Raw genomic sequence first — 21823 nt, 5'->3', positions numbered from 1 at the left:
TAAGGGATGACTAACTTGATCAAACGTATATTGCCTCTTGCTTCTGTTTTATTGGTGTTTGGCTGCGCGCAAAGCGATCGCGCTCAGCAGAAACACGATGGTGATTTCACTAGCCTACTAAATAAAACAGAGCAAATTGAATCCAACAAACCTCGCAACTTTCATACATTTGCTGCCCAAGCGAATGAGGTGGTCACTGCCTCGCCATCTATGGCGAAAACCTATCAACCATTATACGAACAGCTAGAAGTATGGGCTGTTCAAAGTGGTGATCCTAAACAGTTGGCAAATTACGGAGTTCAAGCGGCGCAACTTGGCGGCGGTGATAACAAAGGTAATGTACTTTTCACTGGCTATTTCTCACCTGTAATGGAGCTTCGTCACGAGCCGGATGAGAAGTTCCGCTATCCGGTGTACTCGATGCCAGATTGTCAGCAAGAATGTCCAACTCGCGCAGAAATTTATGGCGGTGCACTCAATGGCCAGGGACTTGAACTAGGTTATGCCGAAAACCTCATCGATCCATTTATTATGGAAGTGCAAGGCAGTGGCTTCGTTCACTTTGAAGATGACGACACCTTAGAGTATTTTGCCTACGCAGGAAAAAACAATAAAGCGTACGTGAGTATTGGCCGTGTGTTGATAGAACGCGGTGAAGTGCCAAAAGAGAAAATGTCACTCAAAGCGATCAAAGATTGGGTGATGGCACAAGATGAGAAAACGGTTCAGGCATTGTTAGAGGAAAACCCATCGTTTGTATTCTTCCAGCCTCAAAACGCAGCGCCAGTAAGAGGTACTGCAGGTATTCCACTATTACCGATGGCATCGGTTGCGGGCGATCGCTCTGCATTTCCAATGGGGACTCCGATACTGGCGGAAGTGCCACTGCTTAACGCCGATGGTACTTGGAGTGGTGCACATGAGTTAAGACTGCTAATCGTGCTCGATACTGGTGGCGCAGTGAAGGGTAACCACTTCGATCTCTATCATGGTATGGGCGAGTTTGCCGGCACTCAAGCTGGTCACTACAAGCATTTTGGCCGCGTGTGGAAATTGGGTTTAGAAAACTCGACAACGGCAGACCCTTGGTTGATGCCAGGAGAGAAGACCACTCCAGCAAACCTGCCTGAAGCGTCGGCTAAATCTTCTACCTCTTCGCAAGACAAGCCTGATACCGAAGCGGATAGCAAAAGCAAATAGGCCATTGCAATTAGCGGCTGCTTCGCCGACAGAGTTGACCTTTTTAGTAAGAGTGCGTATAAATCGCACTCTTCTTTTTTACTTGGACAATGCAAGGTAACCCATGCGCGAATTGAACCAACTTGCCTCTGACAGCTACAACCAACGTTTTGGTGGCACACGCCGACTTTATGGTCATAGTGAGGTCGACATTTTACGTGCAGCTCACGTGTGTGTGGTCGGCATTGGTGGTGTGGGATCGTGGGCAGTAGAAGCGCTAGCGAGAACCGGCGTGGGTGAATTAACACTCATAGATATGGATGACGTTTGCGTGACTAACATTAACCGTCAAATCCATGCGATGTCGGGTACCGTAGGTCAAAGTAAAATCGAAGTGATGGCAGAGCGCGTTAAGCTCATTAACCCTGAGTGCAAAGTGAATCTGGTGGATGACTTTATTACTCCAGACAATGTAGCCGAGTACATCAGCAAAAATTTTGATTACGTGCTGGATGCGATTGATAGCATCAAGCCGAAAGCTGCATTACTGGCCTATTGCCGCAGTAACAAAATTAAGGTCATCACGACCGGCGGTGCGGGCGGTCAGGTTGACCCAACGCAAATCATGGTGGCGGATTTGACCAAGACGATTCAAGATCCGCTAGCTAAAAAGCTTAAAGATACCTTGCGTCGTCATCATAACTTCACTAAGAACCCGGCTCGTAAGTTTGGTATCGATTGTGTGTTCTCGACCGAGCAGCTTAAATACCCTCAAGCGGACGGTAGCGTGTGTGGCGTGAAATCCACAGCAGAAGGTCCAAAACGTATGGATTGTGCCAGCGGTTTTGGCGCGGCAACGGTTGTGACTGCGACATTTGGTTTTGTCGCGGTATCGCGCATTGTTGAAAAAATTCTGCAAAAGTACGCAGCGAAGTAATAGGCAGTCGAGATGAGTAATAGCTATCCATTTGGCAGTGAAATCCAAGCGCAGCAAATTGTCGATACGATGACTCAGTTGAAAGGCTGGGAAGATCGTTACCGCCAAGTCATTCAGTGGGGTAAGAAATTACCCATCATGGATGACGCTGATAAACAAGAGCAAGTGCTGGTGGCGGGCTGTGAAAGTTCAGTGTGGCTAGTGCTTGAACAGGTTGATGAGGCTTGGGTAATTAAAGCGGATTCTGATGCACGTATCGTTCGTGGTTTGATTGCGATTGTGTTGGCCGCCTTCAATGGCAAAACCTCACAGCAAATCGTTGAGTTCGATCTCGAAGGCTATTTCGAGCAGTTGAACCTCATCAACCACCTTAGCCCTTCACGCGGGAATGGCCTCAAGGCCATCGTGAATACAATTCGCGAACAGGCGCAGCGCACACTCTAACAGCGTTTAGCAGCCGCATCGAATGCAGTGATTATAAAAAGGCCATTGGCGGGCATTCCTACCAGTGGCCTTTTGCGTTTAAAGCATATCAACGGCTTTTTCTACCGCCGCAATAAAGCGGTCAACATCTTGCTCAGAGTTGTAGATTGCGAACGAGGCTCGCACGGTACCTTTCACGCCTAGCGCGTCCATAAGCGGATGAGCGCAGTGGTGTCCAGCCCGTACGGCTACATTTTGCTGGTCGAGTAGCGTGGCCAAATCTTGATGATGCACGCCATCCATGACAAAGGTGATGACGCTAGCACCAGGCTGATAGCCGATGATTTGAATATCATCGAGTTGGTTAAGGGCGTCGTAGGCGCGTTTTTGTAGCGCACAGATGTGCTTTTCAAGATCGGTATGGCTGTATTGACTTAGCCATTCAATAGAGCAGGCAAGCGCCAAAGCGCCGGCAACATTGGGTGTTCCAGCTTCAAACTTACCTGGCAACTCACTAAATGTTGTCCCCTCAAACGAGACCTTCTCGACCATTTTTCCGCCGCCATGCCAGGGTGGCATTGCTTCGAGCAGAGCGAGTTTTCCATACAGCACGCCAATACCTGCAGGTGCATAGAGTTTATGTCCCGAAAAGACGTAGAAATCGGCATCCAGCGCTTGAACGTCAGTCGGTTGATGTACCACGCCTTGCGCGCCATCGACTACTACGATGGCTTGGCTATTGGTGCGAGTAATGGCGATGATGTCGTTGAGTGGCAGCACGGTTCCAGTCACATTGGTGACTTGAGCCACGGCGACGATTTTAGTTTGGCTGCTTACCAATGTTCGGAATACATTGAGGTCAAACTGACAACCTTGACCCATTGGTACCTTGACCACTTTGGCACCGGTTTGCTCGGCGACAATTTGCCACGGAACGATGTTAGCGTGGTGCTCCATTTCAGAGACCAAGATCTCGTCACCTGGCTGTAATTGATTACGAGCGTAAGTTTGAGCGATGAGGTTAAGCGCCTCGGTCGCTCCCCTTGTCCAGATGATCTCTTTCTCGCTGCTGGCGTTAATAAAACGCGCGACCGTTTCACGTGCCGCTTCAAAACGCGATGTCGCCAGTGCAGTCAGCGAGTGGGTACCACGATGGACGTTGGCGTTTTGATTGCGATAGTAGTTGGTAATGCAATCGATCACCGCTTGCGGCTTTTGTGTCGTCGCCGCGCTGTCTAGATAAACTGTCTCGCCATCAATCGCTGGGAACTGGTCACGAATTGCTTGCAAATCAGTCATCGTACTTTCCCATCTTGTGGTAGTGCAGAGTTGGGTTGGTAACCATAGGTTCAGCCACTTCCCATGCTTTTTCTTTACCGCAGAGTGCAATGATGATCTCGATGGCAAATTCAAGCGCAGTACCTGGTCCTTGGCTGGTGATTAGGTTGTGGTTGATATCCATGGTGACGCGCTTATCGCGCCAACGATTTTCAGAGATATGAGACTTAAAACTTGGGTGGCAAGTCATTAGGGCATCTGGATATAGCTGATGATGCTGTAACACAAGAGCAGGCGCTGCGCAAATGGCTGCCAAGAGTTTGCCATCGTATTTGTGTTGGCGAACCATCTCTACCAATAGTGTGCTATCACGGAATACTTCCGAACCACCGACACCGCCAGGCAGTGCGATAACGTCGAACTCGTCGTCTGCAATATCTACCAATTTACAATCGGCCGTTAAGGTTACCCCACGGGAGGCTTTCATCGTCAATGCGCCATCGAAGTCAGCGCTCGCCACGGTGACGTCAAAACCTGCTCTCACCATAATATCTATGATGGTAATGGCTTCCATTTCTTCCGTGCCTGGGGCGATAGGGACAAGTACCTTTTTAGTCATGCTGGCTCCAGCTTGCTTCTATTTGCTTAATTTTTTGATACAGGGATAAGTTATTCGGTATATCGACATGGTGTTTAGTAGCAATATTGACCACGTAACCGTTGATAAAATCGATTTCACTTTGCCTTTTATTATAAATGTCTTGGTGCATAGACGAGTAGTTTTGTGCCGTAGATTTAGCCACATTCACTACGGTGTCGAGTAAAACCGGTGCATCTAACTCGACCCCATCGAACCTTGCGCAAGTAACCGCTTCTTTTACGATACTAAATAGTTGCTCTCGATACTCATGGTTTGCCAGTTGACCATTGCGACAGTCGAGGATGGCGGTCAACGGGTTGATTGCGCAGTTGATTACCAGCTTAGTCCATAACGCTTGTTGGATAATGCTGTGCCACTGTGCCGGAGAGAAACCATGATCAAAGACCTCGGCGACAAATTCGCACTGCTGACCTTTTTTGTTCCATGCGCCGATGAGTGTTTGTCCGATACCTGTATGGTGGACGGTAGAGCTGTTTACCTTGAGAGCACCGTGTGTGCTCGTACCCAGCAGCACAGGCCGATGTGCTAGCTGCTCCGATAGGCTATCAACGGTTCCCATTCCATTGTGCAAAAACAGAATGATAGCGTCTGGGTGAAGATGAGTCAGGAGCGGCAGTAGCGCGCTTTTCACTTGCCACGCTTTTACAGTCACAACCAACAGGTCACATCGTTCCAAATCTTCAAGGCTTTGATTGTTGAACGCAATGCTTTCCCCATCATCGAGAGTTACCTCGATTTTGCTAGATGAAGTACGTCCCCAAAGAGAAATAGAATGACCAGCGAGATGAAGTTTGTAAGCGTATAAGGAACCAACGGCACCAGGGCCTAGAATGGTAATGTTCACAATTATCTACGGGTAGTGAATGAAGCGAGAAGGATAGCAAAGTTAGCTAAGTTGGTCGAAAGCTTAGTGCGCGAATTTTAGATACAAAAAATGGCGCGAGAGCGCCATTTTTTCGAACTTCTAACATTCTGAGAATTAGAAGTTGTACTGCATACGGTAGATGATAGCGTCACCGTAATGTTGCTGGTTGCTACCTGATGAACCGTAAACACCAAGTTTGTTGTTGAAGTAACGGTATTGAATAGCAGCAGTTAGGTGCTCAGTTGCGTGCCAGTTGAATAGCAACGCACCGTTTAGGCCGTTTTTACCGCCTTGGTTTTGAGCGTATTCGTCGTTGCGATCGAACTCGATCTCGTTCCAGTTAACGAATGAGAAGTTTTGACCAAATGCTTCGAAGCCGTAGCGTGCGGTCCAACCAGCCATGTAACCGTTGCTACCGTTAACGCGTTGGTTTGGTGAGAAAGAATCCCAAGACGTGATGTCGTGAACACCAACCCATGGTTTGAAGAACCAGTTATCGCCTTTAAGCGCTGTGTAACCAAGACCAAGAACGCGGTTAGTTTCGCTTTGGTTAGGGTTATCGTGGTGGTAAACCTGACCGTATAGAGAAACGCCAGAGTCACCTAGGTAAACGTGCGCAGTACCTTTCATCGAGTTTTTCTGCTCAGAAGAGCTTTTCTCTACGCTCTCGCGGTCGTAGAAACCATATAGCTCACCCCAAGTGAAACCTGCACCACCTTCGATACCTAGTACGAATTGGTTACGACCTTTGCCGTCTTGGCCATCTTGGATTGCGTTTGGACCGTGATCCCAGCTCTGGTGATCAAGGTAAACACCACCAAAACCGTATAGATATTCTGCAGATGCTGGCACTGCAGCAACTGCTGCAACAACGCCAAGAGCTAAAAGTGATTTACGCATAGTGTGAAAACTCTTCAAGTTGTACTGTAAATTGGCCGCTGTCCGTGCGAACTCATCCGATGGGTGGGCATGATAGCGATTTATATCCCAAAGTAAATGTGCAACACCGCAAACGTTTACTAAAGTTTGTGATACCTATCACAAAACAAAAAGGATTAAGGGAACTTCTATAAAACGTACACAAATCGATCAATTTTTTTTGGCTGGAAGTTAACATTCAATTGCACTTGTTAACAATGTGGTGCTGATCGTATTTTAATTACAGGCGTAAACACTGATGTAGTAACAAAGGGAACAATCATGTCACAGATTATGCTTTTTCCACTGCGCTCAGTGGTTTTGCCAGAAGGAAAAATGAGGCTGAGGATATTTGAGCCTCGCTACAAAAGAATGGTCACCGAATGCCTCAAGAACGAAACAGGCTTTGGTGTCTGTCTTATAAGTGGAGACTCAAGCACCATTCCAAAGAATGTCTCGGAGATCGGGACATTCGTTAGCATTGTCGATTTTGAAACGCTTGACGACGGTATGTTGGGAATTACGGTATCCGGTATCAAGAAGTTTCGGGTGACCGACGTGGGGGCATATGACGACGGCCTTAGATTTGCCTCGGTAAATTGGTTAGAAGGGTGGGCTACAGAAGAGCTCAGCGATGAGAACCAAATTCTCGGAGAACGCTTGCAAGACGTCTATAAGAAATTCCCTCAAATTGGCGACTTATATCTTCATCGTTTTTTTGATGACGCTGCTTGGGTCAGTCAGCGATGGCTTGAAGTCTTGCCGCTGGAGTGCAACCACTTCGAACATTTAGTGACGCAACCTGATTGCAGTACCGCGGTCAATTTTCTCACCGAAGCGTTCAAGTCGGGGGATATTCAAGAGGAAACGCGGCACTGAGCTGACTAATTAGTGATCCAATTCGTTTAACATAGCGTATTATGATCTGGTAAGGCAGTAATGTTGCGATATCAACTTTAGGGACATAAGCATGATAGTAGAGAGTCCAGAGGCGCTCACCAAGCAAGAGTGGGCAGAGTGTATGGAGAAGGTAAAACAGCGCGATAAGCGCGCCTTTGCCACTGTGTTCAGTTACTTCTCTCCTCGCCTCAAGCAGTTCACTTACAAGCACATGGGCAACGAGCAAGTAGCGATCGAAATGGTTCAAGAGGCAATGGCTACGGTTTGGCAGAAAGCACACCTTTTTGACGGTAGTAAGAGCTCGCTGTCGACTTGGATTTACACCATCGCACGAAACTTGTGTTACGACATGCTTCGCAAACAGAAGGGTAGAGAGTTGCACGTGCATGCTGACGATATCTGGCCAACAGATTATTGTCCGCCAGATTTTGTTGAGCATTATTCGCCTGAGACTGATCGTTTAAAAGAGCAAATTTTGAATTTTTTGGAGGATTTGCCAAAAGCACAAAGAGAGGTTGTCAGAGCTGTGTACTTAGAGGAGCTTCCTCACCAGCAAGTGGCCGATATGTTCGATATCCCGCTGGGGACTGTTAAGTCCCGTCTCAGATTAGCTGTAGAAAAATTAAGACATTCAATGGAGGCGGAGTAATATGAGTTACCACCCAGATAAACAAGTTTTGAAGTGCTACGCGACTGGGGAGATCGATTCCGCTCATGGAGCTGCCGTCGCTACGCATTTAGAAACATGCTCTCACTGCCGTCAATTGGTGGCTAAGTACGAGGAAGAGGCTGCTGAGGATTTGGTCGCCAGCGGTACTGAGGGCGCCATCTCTGATTCTGAGCTCGCTCTAGTGTTCGATACCATGATGAACGACATCATGACGTTAGATGCCGACTTTAGTAAACCGAAGGTTAGGACGGCAGCAACCGTTGAGGTGAATGGCAAGTCGTTTAAGGTGCCTGCAACGCTCAAACCTTTCGTAGAGCGAATGGGAGAGTGGAAGAGTTATGGCGGTAAAGTGTTTACCTCAAACATTGAGATTGACGAAGACTGCAGAGTGAGTTTGTTGTATATCACTGAAGGCGTACAAGTACCTCAACATACGCACAAAGGTTTTGAGTCGACTCTGGTTCTCCATGGCAGTTTCAGTGACGAGAATGGTGAATATCACGAAGGCGATTTCATTCGCGAAGACGGCGACACCAAGCACGCGCCTCAGACAGCATCCGGACAAGATTGTTTGTGTTTGTCAGTTCTGACCGAGCCTATGATTTTCACCCAAGGGGTGGCGAGAGTCTTTAACCGCTTCGGAAAAGGGATGTATCCTTAGAGCTTGATATGAAAGCTTCAACCAAATGAAAGGCTCGCACTGATGCGAGCCTTTTTCGTTGTAATGGCAGTGCTACTGAGACAGGTTTTCTTGCTCTTTAGATGCTGGGCTCTCGTCTCTATGTCTCGCTTTTTCAAGTAGGTCATTAAAATAATGACGTAGTGAATACAGCATGATAAGGCTAGGGATCACCATCAGCGATGTAATAATAAAGAACAAGCTCCAGTCATTGAGGGCGTCTACCATTTCACCGCTGAACGATGCCAATGTGGTCCTACCGAAGTTACCCAGAGACGCGAGTAGCGCGTACTGAGTAGCAGAAAATGCTTGGCCGGTAAGGATGGTCAGGAAGGAAACAAATGCTACGGTCGAAAATGCCGTTGTGAAGTTATCAACAATGATTGTAGCTAAGAACAAAGTTTCGTTTGGTCCAACTTTTGCTATCCATGCAAACATCAGATTACTGGCACTCATTGCAATGCCGCCGATCATCAATCCTTTTACAATGCCAAAGCGAACGTTGACCATACTGCCTAGTAGTGTAAAGACGATGGTCGCCCCCCAACCAATAAGCTTAGAGTAGTAGCCAATTTGCTCGTTACTAAAGCCAATTTCTTTGTAGAAGGTAATCGACATGCGCCCTAAGAAGGCTTCCCCAATCTTAAACAAGAACACGAACAGCAGTAAGGTGATCGCAACTTGAACGCCATTGCGACGAAAGAAGTCCAAAAATGGCTCTACGACCGTGACGGAAATCCAGCTGGTAAAGCGACTGCCGACCACTTTGTTGTGACGAGCTTCGGCTTGTGCTTGCAGTGCTTCGCGATCAGTTTTAGGTTCACTAACGAATAGAGTAAACAGCATAAGGATGACAACGATGCCTGCCATGCCATAGTAAACGCCATTCCATCCCATAGAGTCAGCATTAACAAACGCTAAGTAGCCAGGTAATGAGTAACCCGTCCACCAACCGATAACAGCCATTGCAGAAGCTTGTGGTAGTTTATTGGACTCTGATTTTGGAAAAGTATCGATACGATAAGCATCAATCGCAATGTCTTGCGTCGCTGATGAAATGGCGATGCACAGTGCCAACATAGATGTAAACATCAGGTTGTTCGCTGGGTTTACGCCTGCAATAAACAGTGTCCCGACCAAAATAAAGCTCTGGCAAAGGAAAATCCAGCTGCGGCGCTGACCAAGTGTACTATGCAGAATAGGAAGCTTTACCCTGTCGACCAAAGGTGCCCAAAGAAAGTTGATGGCATAAACCGCAAACACAGAACCAAAGTAACCGATAGCAGCGCGAGTGAGTCCAGCATCTTTTAGCCAGCCAGACATATTCGATCCAATCAAAACCCATGGGAAGCCGCTTGAGCACCCCATCATAAAGACCCAAAGTAGCCTTTTATCCCAGTAACTTTTGACCGTATCAAGCCAATTCATTTGTTGTTCCACAGGTGTGCTCCTTGCGAGTGCAGCGAAAAGGAATGGATACGCATAACAAGCAAAGAGAGGCGAACCTCTCTCTTTTTGGTGTTAATCGCTGATTTTTTCCATTTTAGTGATAATGATGGGATCGAGTGGCACATCGCTCATTCCGCGGGTGCTGCGAGTTGGTTTTTGCCCCATTTTTTGTACTACGTCAAAACCTTCAACAACCTTACCGAATACGGCATAGCCAGGGTTAGTCACGCTGTAGTTGAGGAAATCATTGTCAATGAAGTTGATAAAGAACTGGCGCGTCGCTGAGTTTGGATCGCGGGTACGCGCCATTGCAATGGTTGCTGCATCGTTATCCAAGCCGTTTGATGCTTCATTTTCAATAGGCGCATAGGTTGGTAGACGTTTAAAGTCTTTAGCAAAGCCACCGCCTTGTGCCATAAAGCCTGGGATCACACGGTGGAACTGGCTGTTAACGTAGCTGCCGTCATCCACGTACTTTAGAAAGTTCTCAACGCTTACCGGCGCTTTTTCTTGATTAAGTTCAACCACAAAGCGGCCTAAGTTGGTATCCACGGCAACTTTAGGGCCAGCGAATACGCTCGTTGCAACAAGCGCTAGGGTAGCAATAGCCGTTTTTAGCATTAGAAACGCTCCTTCATGTAGTCTTGCAGCTCTTTGTCGTTAGCGATCTCTTTGAGTACCAAGTTAACAGTGTCGTTCAGTACGGTTTCGATATCGTCGTTAGATGCGCTCATAAGGCCTGAGCGCTTCGCCGTACCCGTGTAAGTTTTTACCAGCTTACCTTTGGCATTCTCGGCGGTAACTTCGAGCACAACATTTGCAGTCATGTCATTTTCCATCACGGTATGTTTAACCGAGACTAATGCCTCCTGCACTTCAACTTGAAGCGCATTTTCGCTGTTGACGGTGACTTGGTAGCCCTGCGATGAAAATTGATTCACTAGCGCATTTTCAATGCCGATACGAAGATTTTGACGAGTATGTACTGGCGTAATGTTAGAGCGGCCATTGTCGAGCAGTGCGACGTATTGAGCTGTTCGTACGTCTTTACTAGAGAGTGACATCGATTTGTTTTCGACGACTTTAGCGGCACTAGTTGTCGCTTTAGGCGCAAAATTGACTTGTTCTTGTTGAGGGCTTGCACATGCAGCAAGCAGTACGACGGAAGCCGCTAAAACGAGCTTTTTCATTAATGATTCCTTTTCACACTCTAATACTATTGAAGCCAAACCGAGCGATGGCTGGCATCATAGCGAATTCTTATTTTTATGCACGTTGCCTAGAGACAACTATGACTCAATCTTTACTTAGTTGCCTGTAAAATAACAAATTTGGCATTGGAGGCGACAAGCTTAACATTGTGCTTGCCAAAGAGACGCGTCAGTTTTTTATCGTAGCCTAGGTGACGATTGCCGATAACCATTAATTCGCCTTTAGGGCGAAGAACATGCTTTGCATCACAGAACATTTGCCAAGCGATGTGATCGGTGACGGCTTGCTGTTGATGGAAGGGTGGGTTGCAGATGACACGATCTTGTGAGGCCGCTTCAAAGCCATCCAAGCAATTGTTCGTGATGAACTTGCATTGAGCGTCGTCTAACTGATTAAGTTTAAAGTTATGTTTTGCCGAGGCTGATGCCATAAAACTCTCATCGACCGCAGTAATGCGAGCGGTTGGGGAAAGCTGCTTGAGTTTTATCGATAAAACGCCATTGCCACAGCCAAGGTCGACGACATCTTTATTGTCCGCATCGAGTTTGGATAGATGTTCTAACATGAAGCGAGCGCCCAAATCCAAGCTTTCACCGGAGTAAACATTGGGTAAGTTCGCAAGAGTTAGCTCGTGTCCTTCAACCGGCCAAGTCGTATAGGCCTCCACAGCGGGTTTTTGTGCAGCACGAGATAGCTCAGTAAACACTAGGCGGTGTTTTTTCCACGCCAGCGAGGTCGTGGTGGAGCCTGCAAACTTCTCAAACAGTTTCAGTGTTGAGGAGTGGATCTCTTTCGCTTTATTCACCGCAATTAGCTGGCAGCGGCCTGCGTACTTTTGGGCAAGTTGGTCTAACTGCCAAGTTAAGTAGCGATTATTGCGTGGGATTTGCATCAGCACGAGGTCGATGTCACTTGGCCATGCATCCGTAGAATTGAGAAGGGTCACTCCACTGAGTTGGTTGGCCGACAAGTTGCTTTTGATACCTTGCAGGGAAACAAAAGAATCCGTGACGGTAGTCACCTTATGCTCTTTACTAAACCAACAGCTAAGGGCTCCAAAGTTATCGTTGAGGATCAGAATATTCGATGACTTGGGCAAAGCGAGCTCTTCAACGTGTTGAATCAGATACTCGTCACCCGCATCCCATGCTTGGAGCTGCTCATTGGCAAGTTTTGGGTAGCGAAAAAGCGAGTAGCTGCGCTCAAGTAGGTTCAGTTCAGTTTTCATAATTTCTTGAATTGGTGACAATGGTTGTATTTTGACAAAATCCTCTCAACTAAGCCAAGCAGAATGTGATTTAAGGGAAGATTATTGATTAAGTAAAGTATATACTTTACCGACAATATAAAAATAAATGTCGGTTTCAGCCCAAGGAAGTAAGATGATTCAACAATCTATCGAGCACAAGCTCCATCAAGCTTTCCATCCAACACATCTCGATGTTCGCAATGAAAGTCACACGCATAATGTCCCGCCAGGCTCAGAAAGTCACTTTAAGGTCATTATCGTCAGTGAAGATTTTTCTAGCGAGCGTCTTATTACTCGGCATCGTAAGGTCAATACTGTGCTTGCCGAAGAGCTCGCAGGTTCGGTGCATGCCTTAGCGATTCACACCTACACTCCTGAAGAGTGGAACGAAGAGAACCAACTTGCCCCCGCTAGTCCAAATTGTGCTGGTAGCGGTAAGTAACGGCATACCTGTTTAGTGATGCGGTACCAACAATAGATACTTAGGACACAGTTTAGCAACAAGGTAAGGGTTTACTGATAATCACCGTCAATTTGTTCTGGTAAAGTCGCGACTTTGCCTACCTCTTTGGGGGTAAATAATTAACAGCGTATCAACATATAATGTTATGTGATTTTGATGATGGTGAATGTTTCAGATTGTGAAAAAGCCAATTGCTTATTTTTAAAAGCATTAATAGCAGTTTGTGCGTTTGGTCAAAGTTACACATATTCGCAACCCCAGATGTAGCAAAAGTTTCCAAATAAAGCGGCTATTGCTGGGATTGGTCGTGGCATACCCTTTGTAAAAGATGCTAAACTACCGCTCCAGAAAAATCTCGCATCGATCCCATGACGAGATTGTTAAAGTGATGTTGCTGCTTTGGCCAAAAAAGAAGCCAGAGCCAGACACTCAATGTCGTGTCTAAATGTTACGCAATTTAAAAGAATCTTTTTCCCGATAAAAGTAGTGCAAGTGCGTATGATTACAATAAAGAAGGGTTTGGATCTTCCTATCGCAGGAACTCCTTCCCAGGTGATTAATGATGGTAAGTCCATCACTAAAGTCGCCTTGCTTGGCGAAGAGTACGTGGGTATGCGTCCAACGATGCATGTTCGCGTTGGTGATGAAGTGAAAAAAGGTCAGGTTGTTTTTGAAGACAAAAAGAACCCAGGCGTTAAGTTTACTTCTCCAGCAAGCGGTAAGGTTATTGAAGTTAACCGTGGCGCGAAGCGTGTCCTACAATCCGTTGTGATTGAAGTGGCAGGCGACGAGCAAGTTACTTTCGATAGCTACACAGCTGACCAACTAGCGGGTCTTGATCGCGACGTGATCAAAACTCAATTGGTTGAGTCTGGTATGTGGACTGCGTTGCGTACTCGTCCGTTCAGCAAGGTTCCGGCGATCGATTCTACGACTCAAGCGATTTTCGTGACTGCTATGGATACGAATCCACTAGCAGCAGAGCCTGAATTGATTATCAACGAGCAAAAAGACGCGTTTGTTGCAGGTCTTGACCTACTGTCGAAACTGACAGACGGTAAAGTGTATGTCTGCAAATCAGGCACTAGTCTTCCTCGCTCAACTCAATCCAATGTCGAAGAGCATGTCTTCAATGGTCCGCATCCAGCAGGCCTAGTAGGCACTCACATGCATTTCCTATATCCAGTCGGCGCGAACAACGTTGCTTGGAGCATCAATTATCAAGATGTGATTGCATTCGGTAAGCTTTTCACTACAGGTGAATTGTATACGGATCGCGTTGTGTCTCTAGCTGGCCCTGTAGTCAATAACCCTCGTTTGGTTAGAACTCAGATTGGCGCTAGCCTAGAAGATGTAACAGATAACGAGTTGATGCCTGGTGAAGTTCGAATCATTTCTGGTTCTGTGCTTTCTGGTACTCATGCTACTGGTCCACACGCCTATCTAGGTCGTTACCACCAGCAAGTGTCTGTACTTCGTGAAGGTCGTGAGAAGGAACTATTTGGCTGGGCAACGCCTGGTAAGAACAAGTTCTCAATCACCAAATCATTCCTTGGTCACCTATTCAAAGGTCAGTTGTTCAACATGACAACCACAACCAATGGTAGTGATCGTGCAATGGTTCCAATCGGCAACTACGAAAAAGTAATGCCTCTAGATATGGAGCCTACGTTATTACTTCGTGATCTATGTGCAGGTGACCTAGACAGCGCTCAGCGTCTTGGTGCTCTTGAACTGGATGAAGAAGATATGGCGCTATGCACCTTTGTTTGTCCAGGTAAGTACGAATACGGTCTACTCCTACGTGAGTGCCTAGACAAGATTGAGAAGGAAGGGTAATCCCATGCTTAAGAAATTCATCGAGGATATCGAGCATCACTTCGAGCCAGGTGGCAAACATGAAAGATGGTTTGCACTGTACGAAGCAGCGGCAACGCTATTCTACACGCCGGGTCTTGTCACGAAGCGCAGCTCGCATGTCCGTGATAGCGTTGACCTAAAACGCATCATGATCATGGTTTGGTTCGCAGTATTCCCAGCAATGTTCTGGGGTATGTACAATGCGGGTAACCAAGCGGTTATGGCACTTAACCATCTTTACACTGGCGCAGAGCTTGCGGGTGTTATCGATGGTAACTGGCACTACTGGCTAACTCAAGGTATTGGCGGCACGCTAGGTACCGACGCGGGTTGGGGCAGTAAGATGATTCTAGGTGCAACTTACTTCCTGCCTATCTACGCAACAGTGTTTATTGTTGGTGGTTTCTGGGAAGTGTTGTTCTGTATGGTGCGTAAGCACGAAGTTAACGAAGGTTTCTTTGTAACTTCTATTCTTTTCGCATTGATCGTTCCACCAACACTTCCACTTTGGCAAGCTGCACTAGGTATTACCTTTGGTGTTGTTGTTGCAAAAGAAATCTTTGGTGGTACGGGTCGTAACTTCCTTAACCCAGCACTTGCTGGTCGTGCTTTCTTATTCTTCGCTTACCCAGCGCAAATCTCGGGTGACGTGGTATGGGTTGCAGCTGACGGCTTCTCTGGTGCAACGGCTCTTAGCCAATGGGCACAAGGCGGCGAAGGCGCACTAATCAACAACATCACCGGCCAAACAATCACTTGGATGGACGCGTTCATCGGTAACATTCCTGGTTCTATTGGTGAAGTATCAACGCTAGCACTTATGATTGGTGCGGCAATGATCGTGTACATGGGCATAGCGTCTTGGCGCATTATTGCGGGTGTAATGATCGGCATGGTTGCGGTAGCAACGCTGTTTAATGTTGTTGGTTCTGACACAAATGCTCTGTTTGCTATGCCTTGGCACTGGCACCTAGTACTGGGTGGTTTTGCATTCGGTATGTTCTTTATGGCAACAGACCCAGTATCGGCATCGTTTACTAACAATGGTAAATGGGCATACGGTATTTTGATTGGCGCAATGTGTGTCATGATCCGTGTAGTCAACCCGGCTTACCCAGAAGGTATGATGCTAGCAATTCTATTTGCTAACCTGTTCGCACCTCTATTCGACCACTTCGTGATCGAGAAGAACATCAAACGGAGAGAAGCTCGCTATGGCAAGTAATAACGATAGCATTAAAAAGACGCTGTTTGTTGTTATCGCGTTGAGCCTAGTTTGCTCAATCGTTGTATCGACCGCTGCAGTCTTTCTAAAAGATAAACAGGTTGCTAATGCGAAATTAGATAAGCAGTCTAAAATTGTCGACGTAGCTGGTATTACCGCTGAAGGCTCTGTTGCAGACTTATATCATGAGTTCATCGAACCTCGTTTGGTTGATTTTGAAACAGGTGAGTTCGTTGACGGTAACGCTGAAGCATATGACCAGCGTCGCGCTGCTAAAGATCCAGATCAGTCAGTTCGTCTTACCGCAGATGAAGACAAAGCGAAAATTCTTCGTCGTGCAAACGTTGGTACTGTTTACCTAGTTAAACAGGGTGGCGAAGTCACGAGTGTGATTCTACCGGTACATGGCAACGGCCTTTGGTCAATGATGTACGCGTTCGTAGCAGTACAAACTGATGGTAATACTGTTAACGGTATTACTTACTACGAGCAAGGCGAAACCCCTGGACTTGGTGGTGAAGTTGAGAACCCAACGTGGCGTTCACAATTTGTTGGTAAGAAACTCTTCGATGAGAACTTCAAACCAGCAATTAAGATCGTTAAAGGTGGTGCTCCAGAAGGTTCTGAGCACGGTGTTGATGGCCTATCTGGTGCAACACTGACTGCAAATGGCGTTCAAGGTACTTTCGACTTCTGGTTGGGTGACATGGGCTTTGGTCCTTTCCTAGCAAACGTTCGTGACGGAGGTCTAAACTAATGGCTGATGCTAAAGAAATGAAGAAGAGCTTGCTCGCACCAGTGTTGGATAACAACCCGATTGCGCTTCAGGTTCTTGGTGTTTGTTCTGCATTGGCAGTGACCACCAAACTTGAGACAGCATTTGTTATGACGGTTGCGGTTATTTTTGTAACTGCATTGTCTAACCTGTTTGTTTCTCTTATTCGTAACCACATGCCAAATAGTGTGCGTATCATCGTGCAGATGGCGATTATCGCTTCACTGGTAATCGTGGTTGACCAGGTGTTGAAAGCGTATCTTTACGACATTTCAAAGCAGCTTTCAGTATTCGTTAGCTTGATCATTACTAACTGTATTGTAATGGGTCGTGCTGAAGCGTACGCAATGAAGTCTGCACCTCTACCGTCATTCATTGATGGCATCGGTAATGGTCTAGGTTATGGTTTTGTGCTGCTAACTGTTGCGTTTTTCCGCGAACTTCTAGGTTCTGGTAAGCTATTTGGCATGGAAGTATTGCCACTAGTGAGTAACGGAGGTTGGTATCAGCCAAACGGTATGATGCTTCTAGCACCTTCAGCGTTCTTCCTAATCGGCTTTATGATTTGGGCAATTCGTATCTTTAAGCCAGCACAAGTAGAAGCGAAGGAGTAAGGTAGTCATGGAACATTATATTAGTCTACTCGTTAAATCGATCTTCATTGAAAACTTGGCGCTTTCTTTCTTCTTAGGTATGTGTACATTTTTGGCCGTATCTAAGAAAGTTAAGACCTCTTTTGGTCTAGGTGTAGCAGTTATCGTTGTTCTTACCGTTGCGGTTCCAGTGAACAACCTATTGTACAACCTAGTTCTAAGAGAAAATGCTTTAGTAGCTGGTGTCGATCTTAGCTTCTTGAACTTTATTACCTTTATCGGTGTAATCGCAGCGCTAGTACAAATCCTAGAGATGGTACTAGACCGCTTCTTCCCACCTTTGTATAACGCACTGGGTATCTTCCTACCGCTAATCACGGTGAACTGTGCGATCTTTGGTGGCGTATCATTCATGGTACAGCGTGATTACAACTTTGCAGAATCTGTCGTATACGGCTTTGGTTCTGGTGTGGGTTGGATGCTAGCTATCGTTGCGCTAGCAGGTATCCGAGAGAAGATGAAGTACTCTGACGTTCCTCCTGGTCTTCGTGGTCTTGGTATCACGTTCATCACGGTAGGTCTGATGGCACTGGGCTTCATGTCATTCTCTGGTGTTCAACTGTAAGGTATAAGGAATAGTCAATGGACATTATTCTTGGTGTAGTGATGTTTACGCTGATTGTTCTAGCCCTAGTTTTGGTGATTTTGTTCGCCAAATCTAAGCTAGTACCAACAGGCGACATCACGATCTCTGTAAACGAAAACCCTGATCTCGCGATCACCACACAACCAGGTGGCAAACTGTTGAATGCACTAGCCGGCGCTGGCGTATTCGTATCATCTGCTTGTGGTGGCGGTGGCTCTTGTGGTCAGTGTCGCGTAAAAGTGAAATCTGGCGGTGGTGACATTCTACCAACCGAGCTTGACCATATCTCTAAAGGTGAAGCACGTGAAGGTGAGCGTCTAGCGTGTCAGGTAGCAATGAAGACTGACATGGACATCGAGCTTCCAGAAGAGATCTTCGGCGTTAAAAAGTGGGAATGTTCTGTTATCTCTAACGATAACAAAGCGACATTCATCAAAGAGCTTAAGCTACAAATCCCTGATGGCGAATCGGTACCTTTCCGTGCTGGTGGTTACATCCAGATTGAAGCGCCTGCTCACCACGTTAAATACTCTGACTTCGACGTACCAGAAGAGTACCGTGAAGATTGGGACAAGTTTAACCTGTTCCGCTATGAGTCTGTCGTTAACGAAGAGTGCATTCGTGCATACTCAATGGCTAACTACCCAGAAGAAGAAGGTATTATTATGCTGAACGTGCGTATCGCTACGCCGCCGCCTAATAATCCTGATGTACCACCTGGTATCATGTCTTCGTTCATCTGGTCACTGAAAGAAGGTGACAAGTGTACGATTTCTGGACCATTTGGTGAGTTCTTCGCGAAAGAGACTGACAACGAGATGGTCTTCATCGGTGGTGGTGCTGGTATGGCACCAATGCGTTCGCACATCTTTGACCAGCTTAAGCGTCTGAACTCTAAGCGTAAGATGTCATTCTGGTATGGTGCTCGTTCTCGCCGTGAAATGTTCTACGTAGAAGATTTCGATGGCCTACAAGCTGAGAACGATAACTTCCAGTGGCACGTAGCACTGTCTGACCCAATGCCAGAAGATAACTGGGATGGTTACACAGGCTTCATCCACAACGTAATCTATGAGAACTACCTCAAAGATCACGAAGCGCCAGAAGATTGTGAATACTACATGTGTGGTCCACCAATGATGAACGCGGCTGTAATCGGCATGCTGAAAGATCTTGGTGTAGAAGATGAAAACATCCTTCTAGATGACTTCGGTGGTTAATCTTTATTGAAGTAAAGAACATGGCTGGTTCATGGGAGCCGGCCATTTGTTTTTAAATCGATATAGACAGAGTGCTTTCATTTGCGACAACATCAATAGCTGTGGCAAACGTAAGTATTTTAAATTCATTAGGTGAGTAAAGGCATGTTTCATCTAACTAAGTTTCATCTAACGAAACAGTTGAAATTAGTGCTAGCCGTAATGCTAGCTGCGGTACTTCTAACCGCTTGTGGTAACAATCGTGAGCAAGTGCATTTGAGCGGCCCGACAATGGGGACGATTTATAATGTGAAATACATTGCGACCGACCATAGCCCAAAACCGGAAACCATTCAGGCAGAGCTTAATCGCTTACTAGAACAGGTGAACGACCAAATGTCGACTTATCGCCAAGATTCTGAGTTGAGCCGCTTCAACCGTTTCTACGGCACAGAGGCATTTCCTGTATCGAAACAAACCGCGATTGTGGTGAAAGAAGCTATTCGTCTCAATGAAGTAACATTAGGTGCTTTGGACGTTACGGTAGGACCTTTGGTTAACCTTTGGGGCTTTGGACCGGAGGCGCGTCCAGAAGTCGTACCAACGGCTAAGCAGCTTGCAGAGCGCAAAGCGCAAACGGGCATTCAGCATCTCTCTGCAACTGACACGACGTTAAAGAAAAATCTGCATGGTCTGTATGTGGATTTGTCGACGATTGCAAAAGGCTGGGGAGTCGATGTTCTCGCTGAATATCTAGAGCGTATCGGCGTTCAAGATTATATGGTTGAAGTCGGTGGTGAGATGCGCTTGAAAGGTCTTAACCGTGAAGGCGTGAAATGGCGTATCGCGATTGAAAAACCAGCGACGGATGAACGTAGTGTTCAAGAAATCATTGAGCCAGGTGATATGGCGATCGCTACATCAGGCGACTACCGTAATTACTTTGAGCAAGACGGTGTTCGCTACTCACACATTATCGACCCGAAAACGGGCAAGCCTATCAACAACAAAGTGGTGTCAGTGACGGTTCTTGATAAGTCTTCTATGACAGCAGACGGCTTAGCGACGGGCTTGATGGTACTGGGTGAAGAGCAAGCACTGGAAGTTGCCGAGCAAAATGGTATTCCAGCGTTTATTATTGTAAAAACAGAAGATGGGTTTGATGAAATCGCATCAAGCGCGTTCAAGCCTTACCTCAACAAGTAACGGGTGACAACTATGAGTACATTTCTAATTACTTTCGGCGTTTTTCTTGCGGTGATTGTTGCCATGTCTGTTGGTTACATCTTCCAAAAGAAAGTGGTCAAAGGCAGCTGTGGTGGTCTCGGTGCGCTAAGCATTGATAAAGTTTGTAACTGCCCAGAGCCATGTGATGCTCGTAAAAAGCGTGAAGCACGTGAGCAAGCCCGAGCAGAGAAGCTGGCCGCTTGGGAAAAAGATCGCATTGCATAATCAATAAGCCAGCTGATAGCTGAATAAAAAAGACCAGAGCAACGCTCTGGTCTTTTTGTTTGGTTCTCACTCAAAATCGGCGTATACTTTTGACTGTATAAATAAACAGTTCAATGCCGTGTCTGACTCTATTCGAAAATTCATCCACGTTGATATGGATTGCTTCTACGCTGCGGTAGAGATGCGCGACAATCCACATTATCAAGGTAAGCCCCTTGCCGTTGGTGGCAGTGAGCGCCAGCGTGGGGTGATCAGCACTTGTAATTATGAAGCGAGAAAGTTTGGCGTTCGTTCGGCGATGCCAACGGCTCAAGCGGTAAAGCTGTGCCCCAATTTGCTGCTCGTCCCTGGGCGAATGGAAGTCTACAAAGAAACCTCAAAGCACATTCGTGCGATTTTTGCTCGTTATACCTCGCTCATTGAGCCGTTGTCGCTAGATGAGGCTTACTTGGATGTCACAGACTCACCTCACTGCCAAAACTCAGCGACGCGCATTGCTGAGCGTATTCGTGCCGATATCAGGAACGAGCTGCAACTGACCGCTTCTGCTGGGGTGGCGCCGCTTAAGTTTTTGGCAAAGATTGCCTCGGATATGAATAAGCCCAATGGGCAGTTTGTGATCCCTCCCGATCAAGTACAACAAGTGGTCGATGAGTTGGATTTGGGCAAAATACCGGGTGTCGGTAAGGTCAGCTTAGATAGGCTCAATAATGCCGGCTTTTTTACCTGCTTGGATATTCGCAATAGTGACTACCGAGACTTGATTGTGCGTTTTGGTCGTATGGGCGCTTCTTTATGGAAGAAAAGTCATGGCATTGATGAGAGACAAGTTGTCGTAGAGCGGGAAAGAAAGTCGATTGGTGTCGAGAGAACCTTTAGCGTCAATATCTCCAGTTTCGATGAGTGTTGGCAGGTGATTGAAGACAAGCTGTATCCTGAACTCGAATCTCGCCTCGCAAGAGCGACGCCGAAACGTAATGTCATCAAACAGGGAATTAAGGTAAAGTTTGCAGACTTTAAGTTAACCACCATTGAACATGTGCACAACCAGCTCGATCTCGCCTATTTCAAAGACCTGCTTCGCGAGGTACTGGAGAGACAACAAGGACGAGAAATTCGACTGCTGGGGCTGAGCGTGATGCTAGAGCCTTTAGAGCAAGCTCGGCAACTGTCAATGTTTGAGGAATAAT

The 21823-nt window shown here is 46.6% G+C and carries 23 protein-coding genes and 1 pseudogene; 16 read left to right on the top strand and 8 right to left on the bottom strand.

Annotated features, from left to right (window positions below; translation table 11 throughout):
* Window positions 1–15 precede the first annotated feature (15 nt).
* The 3 genes and pseudogenes from mltA to PG915_RS12645 form a co-directional block, all read left to right on the top strand.
* Window positions 16–1107, top strand: a pseudogene (gene mltA, locus PG915_RS12655) (murein transglycosylase A); the annotation flags it as partial.
* A 196-nt stretch (window positions 1108–1303) separates the two neighbouring features.
* Window positions 1304–2116 carry a tRNA cyclic N6-threonylcarbamoyladenosine(37) synthase TcdA gene (gene tcdA, locus PG915_RS12650; protein WP_353496835.1) on the top strand — a complete coding sequence of 271 codons (813 nt, stop codon included), beginning with the start codon at window positions 1304–1306 and terminating at the stop codon, window positions 2114–2116.
* 12 nt (window positions 2117–2128) lie between these two features.
* Window positions 2129–2560, top strand: coding sequence for a SufE family protein (locus PG915_RS12645; RefSeq protein WP_353496834.1), 432 nt, complete (start codon window positions 2129–2131; stop codon window positions 2558–2560).
* 78 nt (window positions 2561–2638) lie between these two features.
* Here PG915_RS12645 and csdA read toward each other — a convergent pair whose 3' ends face one another.
* The 4 genes from csdA to PG915_RS12625 form a co-directional block, all read right to left on the bottom strand.
* On the bottom strand, window positions 2639–3838 hold the full coding sequence (gene csdA, locus PG915_RS12640; RefSeq protein WP_353496833.1) for a cysteine desulfurase CsdA: 1200 nt from the start codon (window positions 3836–3838) through the stop codon (window positions 2639–2641).
* Window positions 3831–4436 (bottom strand): DJ-1 family glyoxalase III, encoded by a 606-nt coding sequence (locus PG915_RS12635; protein ID WP_353496832.1) that lies wholly within the window; start codon window positions 4434–4436, stop codon window positions 3831–3833. Before PG915_RS12635 ends, csdA begins: the two co-directional genes overlap by 8 nt.
* Complete coding sequence (locus PG915_RS12630) at window positions 4429–5322, bottom strand: 2-dehydropantoate 2-reductase (protein ID WP_353496831.1); 894 nt, start codon at window positions 5320–5322, stop codon at window positions 4429–4431. Before PG915_RS12630 ends, PG915_RS12635 begins: the two co-directional genes overlap by 8 nt.
* Before the next feature lie 135 nt (window positions 5323–5457).
* The gene (locus PG915_RS12625) at window positions 5458–6243 is read right to left on the bottom strand and encodes an outer membrane protein OmpK (RefSeq protein ID WP_353496830.1); all 786 of its coding nucleotides are present in this window, start codon (window positions 6241–6243) and stop codon (window positions 5458–5460) included.
* A 300-nt stretch (window positions 6244–6543) separates the two neighbouring features.
* On the opposite strand from PG915_RS12625, the gene PG915_RS12620 reads away from it, so the two are divergent.
* The 3 genes from PG915_RS12620 (at window position 6544) to PG915_RS12610 (ending at window position 8492) form a co-directional block, all read left to right on the top strand.
* Entirely contained in the window at window positions 6544–7140 is a 597-nt protein-coding gene (locus PG915_RS12620; RefSeq protein WP_353496829.1) for an LON peptidase substrate-binding domain-containing protein, read from the top strand.
* A gap of 91 nt (window positions 7141–7231) precedes the next feature.
* Window positions 7232–7810, top strand: coding sequence for an RNA polymerase sigma factor (locus PG915_RS12615; RefSeq protein WP_353496828.1), 579 nt, complete (start codon window positions 7232–7234; stop codon window positions 7808–7810).
* 1 nt (window position 7811) lies between these two features.
* Window positions 7812–8492 carry a ChrR family anti-sigma-E factor gene (locus PG915_RS12610; RefSeq protein ID WP_353496827.1) on the top strand — a complete coding sequence of 227 codons (681 nt, stop codon included), beginning with the start codon at window positions 7812–7814 and terminating at the stop codon, window positions 8490–8492.
* Window positions 8493–8564: 72 nt separating this feature from the next.
* Here the strand turns inward: PG915_RS12610 and PG915_RS12605 are convergent, their stop codons facing one another.
* The 4 genes from PG915_RS12605 to PG915_RS12590 form a co-directional block, all read right to left on the bottom strand.
* Window positions 8565–9938 carry an AmpG family muropeptide MFS transporter gene (locus PG915_RS12605; RefSeq protein ID WP_353498723.1) on the bottom strand — a complete coding sequence of 458 codons (1374 nt, stop codon included), beginning with the start codon at window positions 9936–9938 and terminating at the stop codon, window positions 8565–8567.
* A 93-nt stretch (window positions 9939–10031) separates the two neighbouring features.
* Window positions 10032–10580, bottom strand: a complete 549-nt coding sequence (locus tag PG915_RS12600) for a peptidylprolyl isomerase (RefSeq protein WP_353496826.1) — start codon at window positions 10578–10580, stop codon at window positions 10032–10034.
* A complete protein-coding gene (locus PG915_RS12595) occupies window positions 10580–11149 on the bottom strand; it encodes a YajG family lipoprotein (RefSeq protein ID WP_353496825.1) in 570 nt (189 codons plus the stop codon). Before PG915_RS12595 ends, PG915_RS12600 begins: the two co-directional genes overlap by 1 nt.
* A 113-nt stretch (window positions 11150–11262) precedes the next feature.
* The gene (locus PG915_RS12590) at window positions 11263–12399 is read right to left on the bottom strand and encodes a methyltransferase (RefSeq protein ID WP_353496824.1); all 1137 of its coding nucleotides are present in this window, start codon (window positions 12397–12399) and stop codon (window positions 11263–11265) included.
* A 154-nt stretch (window positions 12400–12553) separates the two neighbouring features.
* On the opposite strand from PG915_RS12590, the gene bolA reads away from it, so the two are divergent.
* The 10 genes from bolA (at window position 12554) to dinB (ending at window position 21822) form a co-directional block, all read left to right on the top strand.
* Complete coding sequence (bolA, locus tag PG915_RS12585) at window positions 12554–12862, top strand: transcriptional regulator BolA (protein ID WP_353496823.1); 309 nt, start codon at window positions 12554–12556, stop codon at window positions 12860–12862.
* A gap of 519 nt (window positions 12863–13381) precedes the next feature.
* Window positions 13382–14722, top strand: a complete 1341-nt coding sequence (locus PG915_RS12580; protein WP_353496822.1) for a Na(+)-translocating NADH-quinone reductase subunit A — start codon at window positions 13382–13384, stop codon at window positions 14720–14722.
* Between the two features lie 4 nt (window positions 14723–14726).
* Complete coding sequence (locus PG915_RS12575) at window positions 14727–15968, top strand: NADH:ubiquinone reductase (Na(+)-transporting) subunit B (protein ID WP_353496821.1); 1242 nt, start codon at window positions 14727–14729, stop codon at window positions 15966–15968.
* Window positions 15958–16725: a Na(+)-translocating NADH-quinone reductase subunit C gene (locus PG915_RS12570; protein ID WP_353496820.1), complete on the top strand. Its 768-nt coding sequence runs from the start codon at window positions 15958–15960 to the stop codon at window positions 16723–16725. Before PG915_RS12575 ends, PG915_RS12570 begins: the two co-directional genes overlap by 11 nt.
* Entirely contained in the window at window positions 16725–17357 is a 633-nt protein-coding gene (locus tag PG915_RS12565; RefSeq protein WP_112462091.1) for an NADH:ubiquinone reductase (Na(+)-transporting) subunit D, read from the top strand. The genes PG915_RS12570 and PG915_RS12565 overlap by 1 nt, the downstream gene beginning before the upstream one ends.
* 7 nt (window positions 17358–17364) lie before the next feature.
* Entirely contained in the window at window positions 17365–17961 is a 597-nt protein-coding gene (gene nqrE, locus PG915_RS12560) for an NADH:ubiquinone reductase (Na(+)-transporting) subunit E (RefSeq protein ID WP_038229250.1), read from the top strand.
* 17 nt (window positions 17962–17978) lie between these two features.
* Window positions 17979–19202 (top strand): NADH:ubiquinone reductase (Na(+)-transporting) subunit F, encoded by a 1224-nt coding sequence (nqrF, locus tag PG915_RS12555; RefSeq protein WP_353496819.1) that lies wholly within the window; start codon window positions 17979–17981, stop codon window positions 19200–19202.
* A gap of 201 nt (window positions 19203–19403) precedes the next feature.
* Window positions 19404–20387, top strand: coding sequence for an FAD:protein FMN transferase (locus PG915_RS12550; protein WP_353498722.1), 984 nt, complete (start codon window positions 19404–19406; stop codon window positions 20385–20387).
* A gap of 12 nt (window positions 20388–20399) precedes the next feature.
* A complete protein-coding gene (nqrM, locus tag PG915_RS12545; protein ID WP_353496818.1) occupies window positions 20400–20633 on the top strand; it encodes a (Na+)-NQR maturation NqrM in 234 nt (77 codons plus the stop codon).
* Between the two features lie 118 nt (window positions 20634–20751).
* On the top strand, window positions 20752–21822 hold the full coding sequence (gene dinB, locus PG915_RS12540; RefSeq protein WP_353496817.1) for a DNA polymerase IV: 1071 nt from the start codon (window positions 20752–20754) through the stop codon (window positions 21820–21822).
* Window position 21823: the final 1 nt, after the last annotated feature.

Source organism: Vibrio sp. CB1-14 (assembly GCF_040412085.2).
GTDB lineage: Bacteria > Pseudomonadota > Gammaproteobacteria > Enterobacterales > Vibrionaceae > Vibrio > Vibrio chaetopteri.
This window is presented reverse-complemented; position numbering and strand designations above follow the sequence as displayed.

Bases quoted from the DNA above. Each gene is read 5' to 3' on its own strand.
- tcdA (WP_353496835.1), top strand. From the start codon at position 1,304: ATGCGCGAATTGAACCAACTTGCCTCTGACAGCTACAACCAACGTTTT.
- PG915_RS12645 (WP_353496834.1), top strand. From the start codon at position 2,129: ATGAGTAATAGCTATCCATTTGGCAGTGAAATCCAAGCGCAGCAAATT.
- csdA (WP_353496833.1), bottom strand. From the start codon at position 3,838: ATGACTGATTTGCAAGCAATTCGTGACCAGTTCCCAGCGATTGATGGC.
- PG915_RS12635 (WP_353496832.1), bottom strand. From the start codon at position 4,436: ATGACTAAAAAGGTACTTGTCCCTATCGCCCCAGGCACGGAAGAAATG.
- PG915_RS12625 (WP_353496830.1), bottom strand. From the start codon at position 6,243: ATGCGTAAATCACTTTTAGCTCTTGGCGTTGTTGCAGCAGTTGCTGCA.
- PG915_RS12620 (WP_353496829.1), top strand. From the start codon at position 6,544: ATGTCACAGATTATGCTTTTTCCACTGCGCTCAGTGGTTTTGCCAGAA.
- PG915_RS12615 (WP_353496828.1), top strand. From the start codon at position 7,232: ATGATAGTAGAGAGTCCAGAGGCGCTCACCAAGCAAGAGTGGGCAGAG.
- PG915_RS12610 (WP_353496827.1), top strand. From the start codon at position 7,812: ATGAGTTACCACCCAGATAAACAAGTTTTGAAGTGCTACGCGACTGGG.
- PG915_RS12605 (WP_353498723.1), bottom strand. From the start codon at position 9,938: ATGAATTGGCTTGATACGGTCAAAAGTTACTGGGATAAAAGGCTACTT.
- PG915_RS12600 (WP_353496826.1), bottom strand. From the start codon at position 10,580: ATGCTAAAAACGGCTATTGCTACCCTAGCGCTTGTTGCAACGAGCGTA.
- PG915_RS12595 (WP_353496825.1), bottom strand. From the start codon at position 11,149: ATGAAAAAGCTCGTTTTAGCGGCTTCCGTCGTACTGCTTGCTGCATGT.
- PG915_RS12590 (WP_353496824.1), bottom strand. From the start codon at position 12,399: ATGAAAACTGAACTGAACCTACTTGAGCGCAGCTACTCGCTTTTTCGC.
- bolA (WP_353496823.1), top strand. From the start codon at position 12,554: ATGATTCAACAATCTATCGAGCACAAGCTCCATCAAGCTTTCCATCCA.
- PG915_RS12580 (WP_353496822.1), top strand. From the start codon at position 13,382: ATGATTACAATAAAGAAGGGTTTGGATCTTCCTATCGCAGGAACTCCT.
- PG915_RS12575 (WP_353496821.1), top strand. From the start codon at position 14,727: ATGCTTAAGAAATTCATCGAGGATATCGAGCATCACTTCGAGCCAGGT.
- PG915_RS12570 (WP_353496820.1), top strand. From the start codon at position 15,958: ATGGCAAGTAATAACGATAGCATTAAAAAGACGCTGTTTGTTGTTATC.
- PG915_RS12565 (WP_112462091.1), top strand. From the start codon at position 16,725: ATGGCTGATGCTAAAGAAATGAAGAAGAGCTTGCTCGCACCAGTGTTG.
- nqrE (WP_038229250.1), top strand. From the start codon at position 17,365: ATGGAACATTATATTAGTCTACTCGTTAAATCGATCTTCATTGAAAAC.
- nqrF (WP_353496819.1), top strand. From the start codon at position 17,979: ATGGACATTATTCTTGGTGTAGTGATGTTTACGCTGATTGTTCTAGCC.
- PG915_RS12550 (WP_353498722.1), top strand. From the start codon at position 19,404: ATGCTAGCTGCGGTACTTCTAACCGCTTGTGGTAACAATCGTGAGCAA.
- nqrM (WP_353496818.1), top strand. From the start codon at position 20,400: ATGAGTACATTTCTAATTACTTTCGGCGTTTTTCTTGCGGTGATTGTT.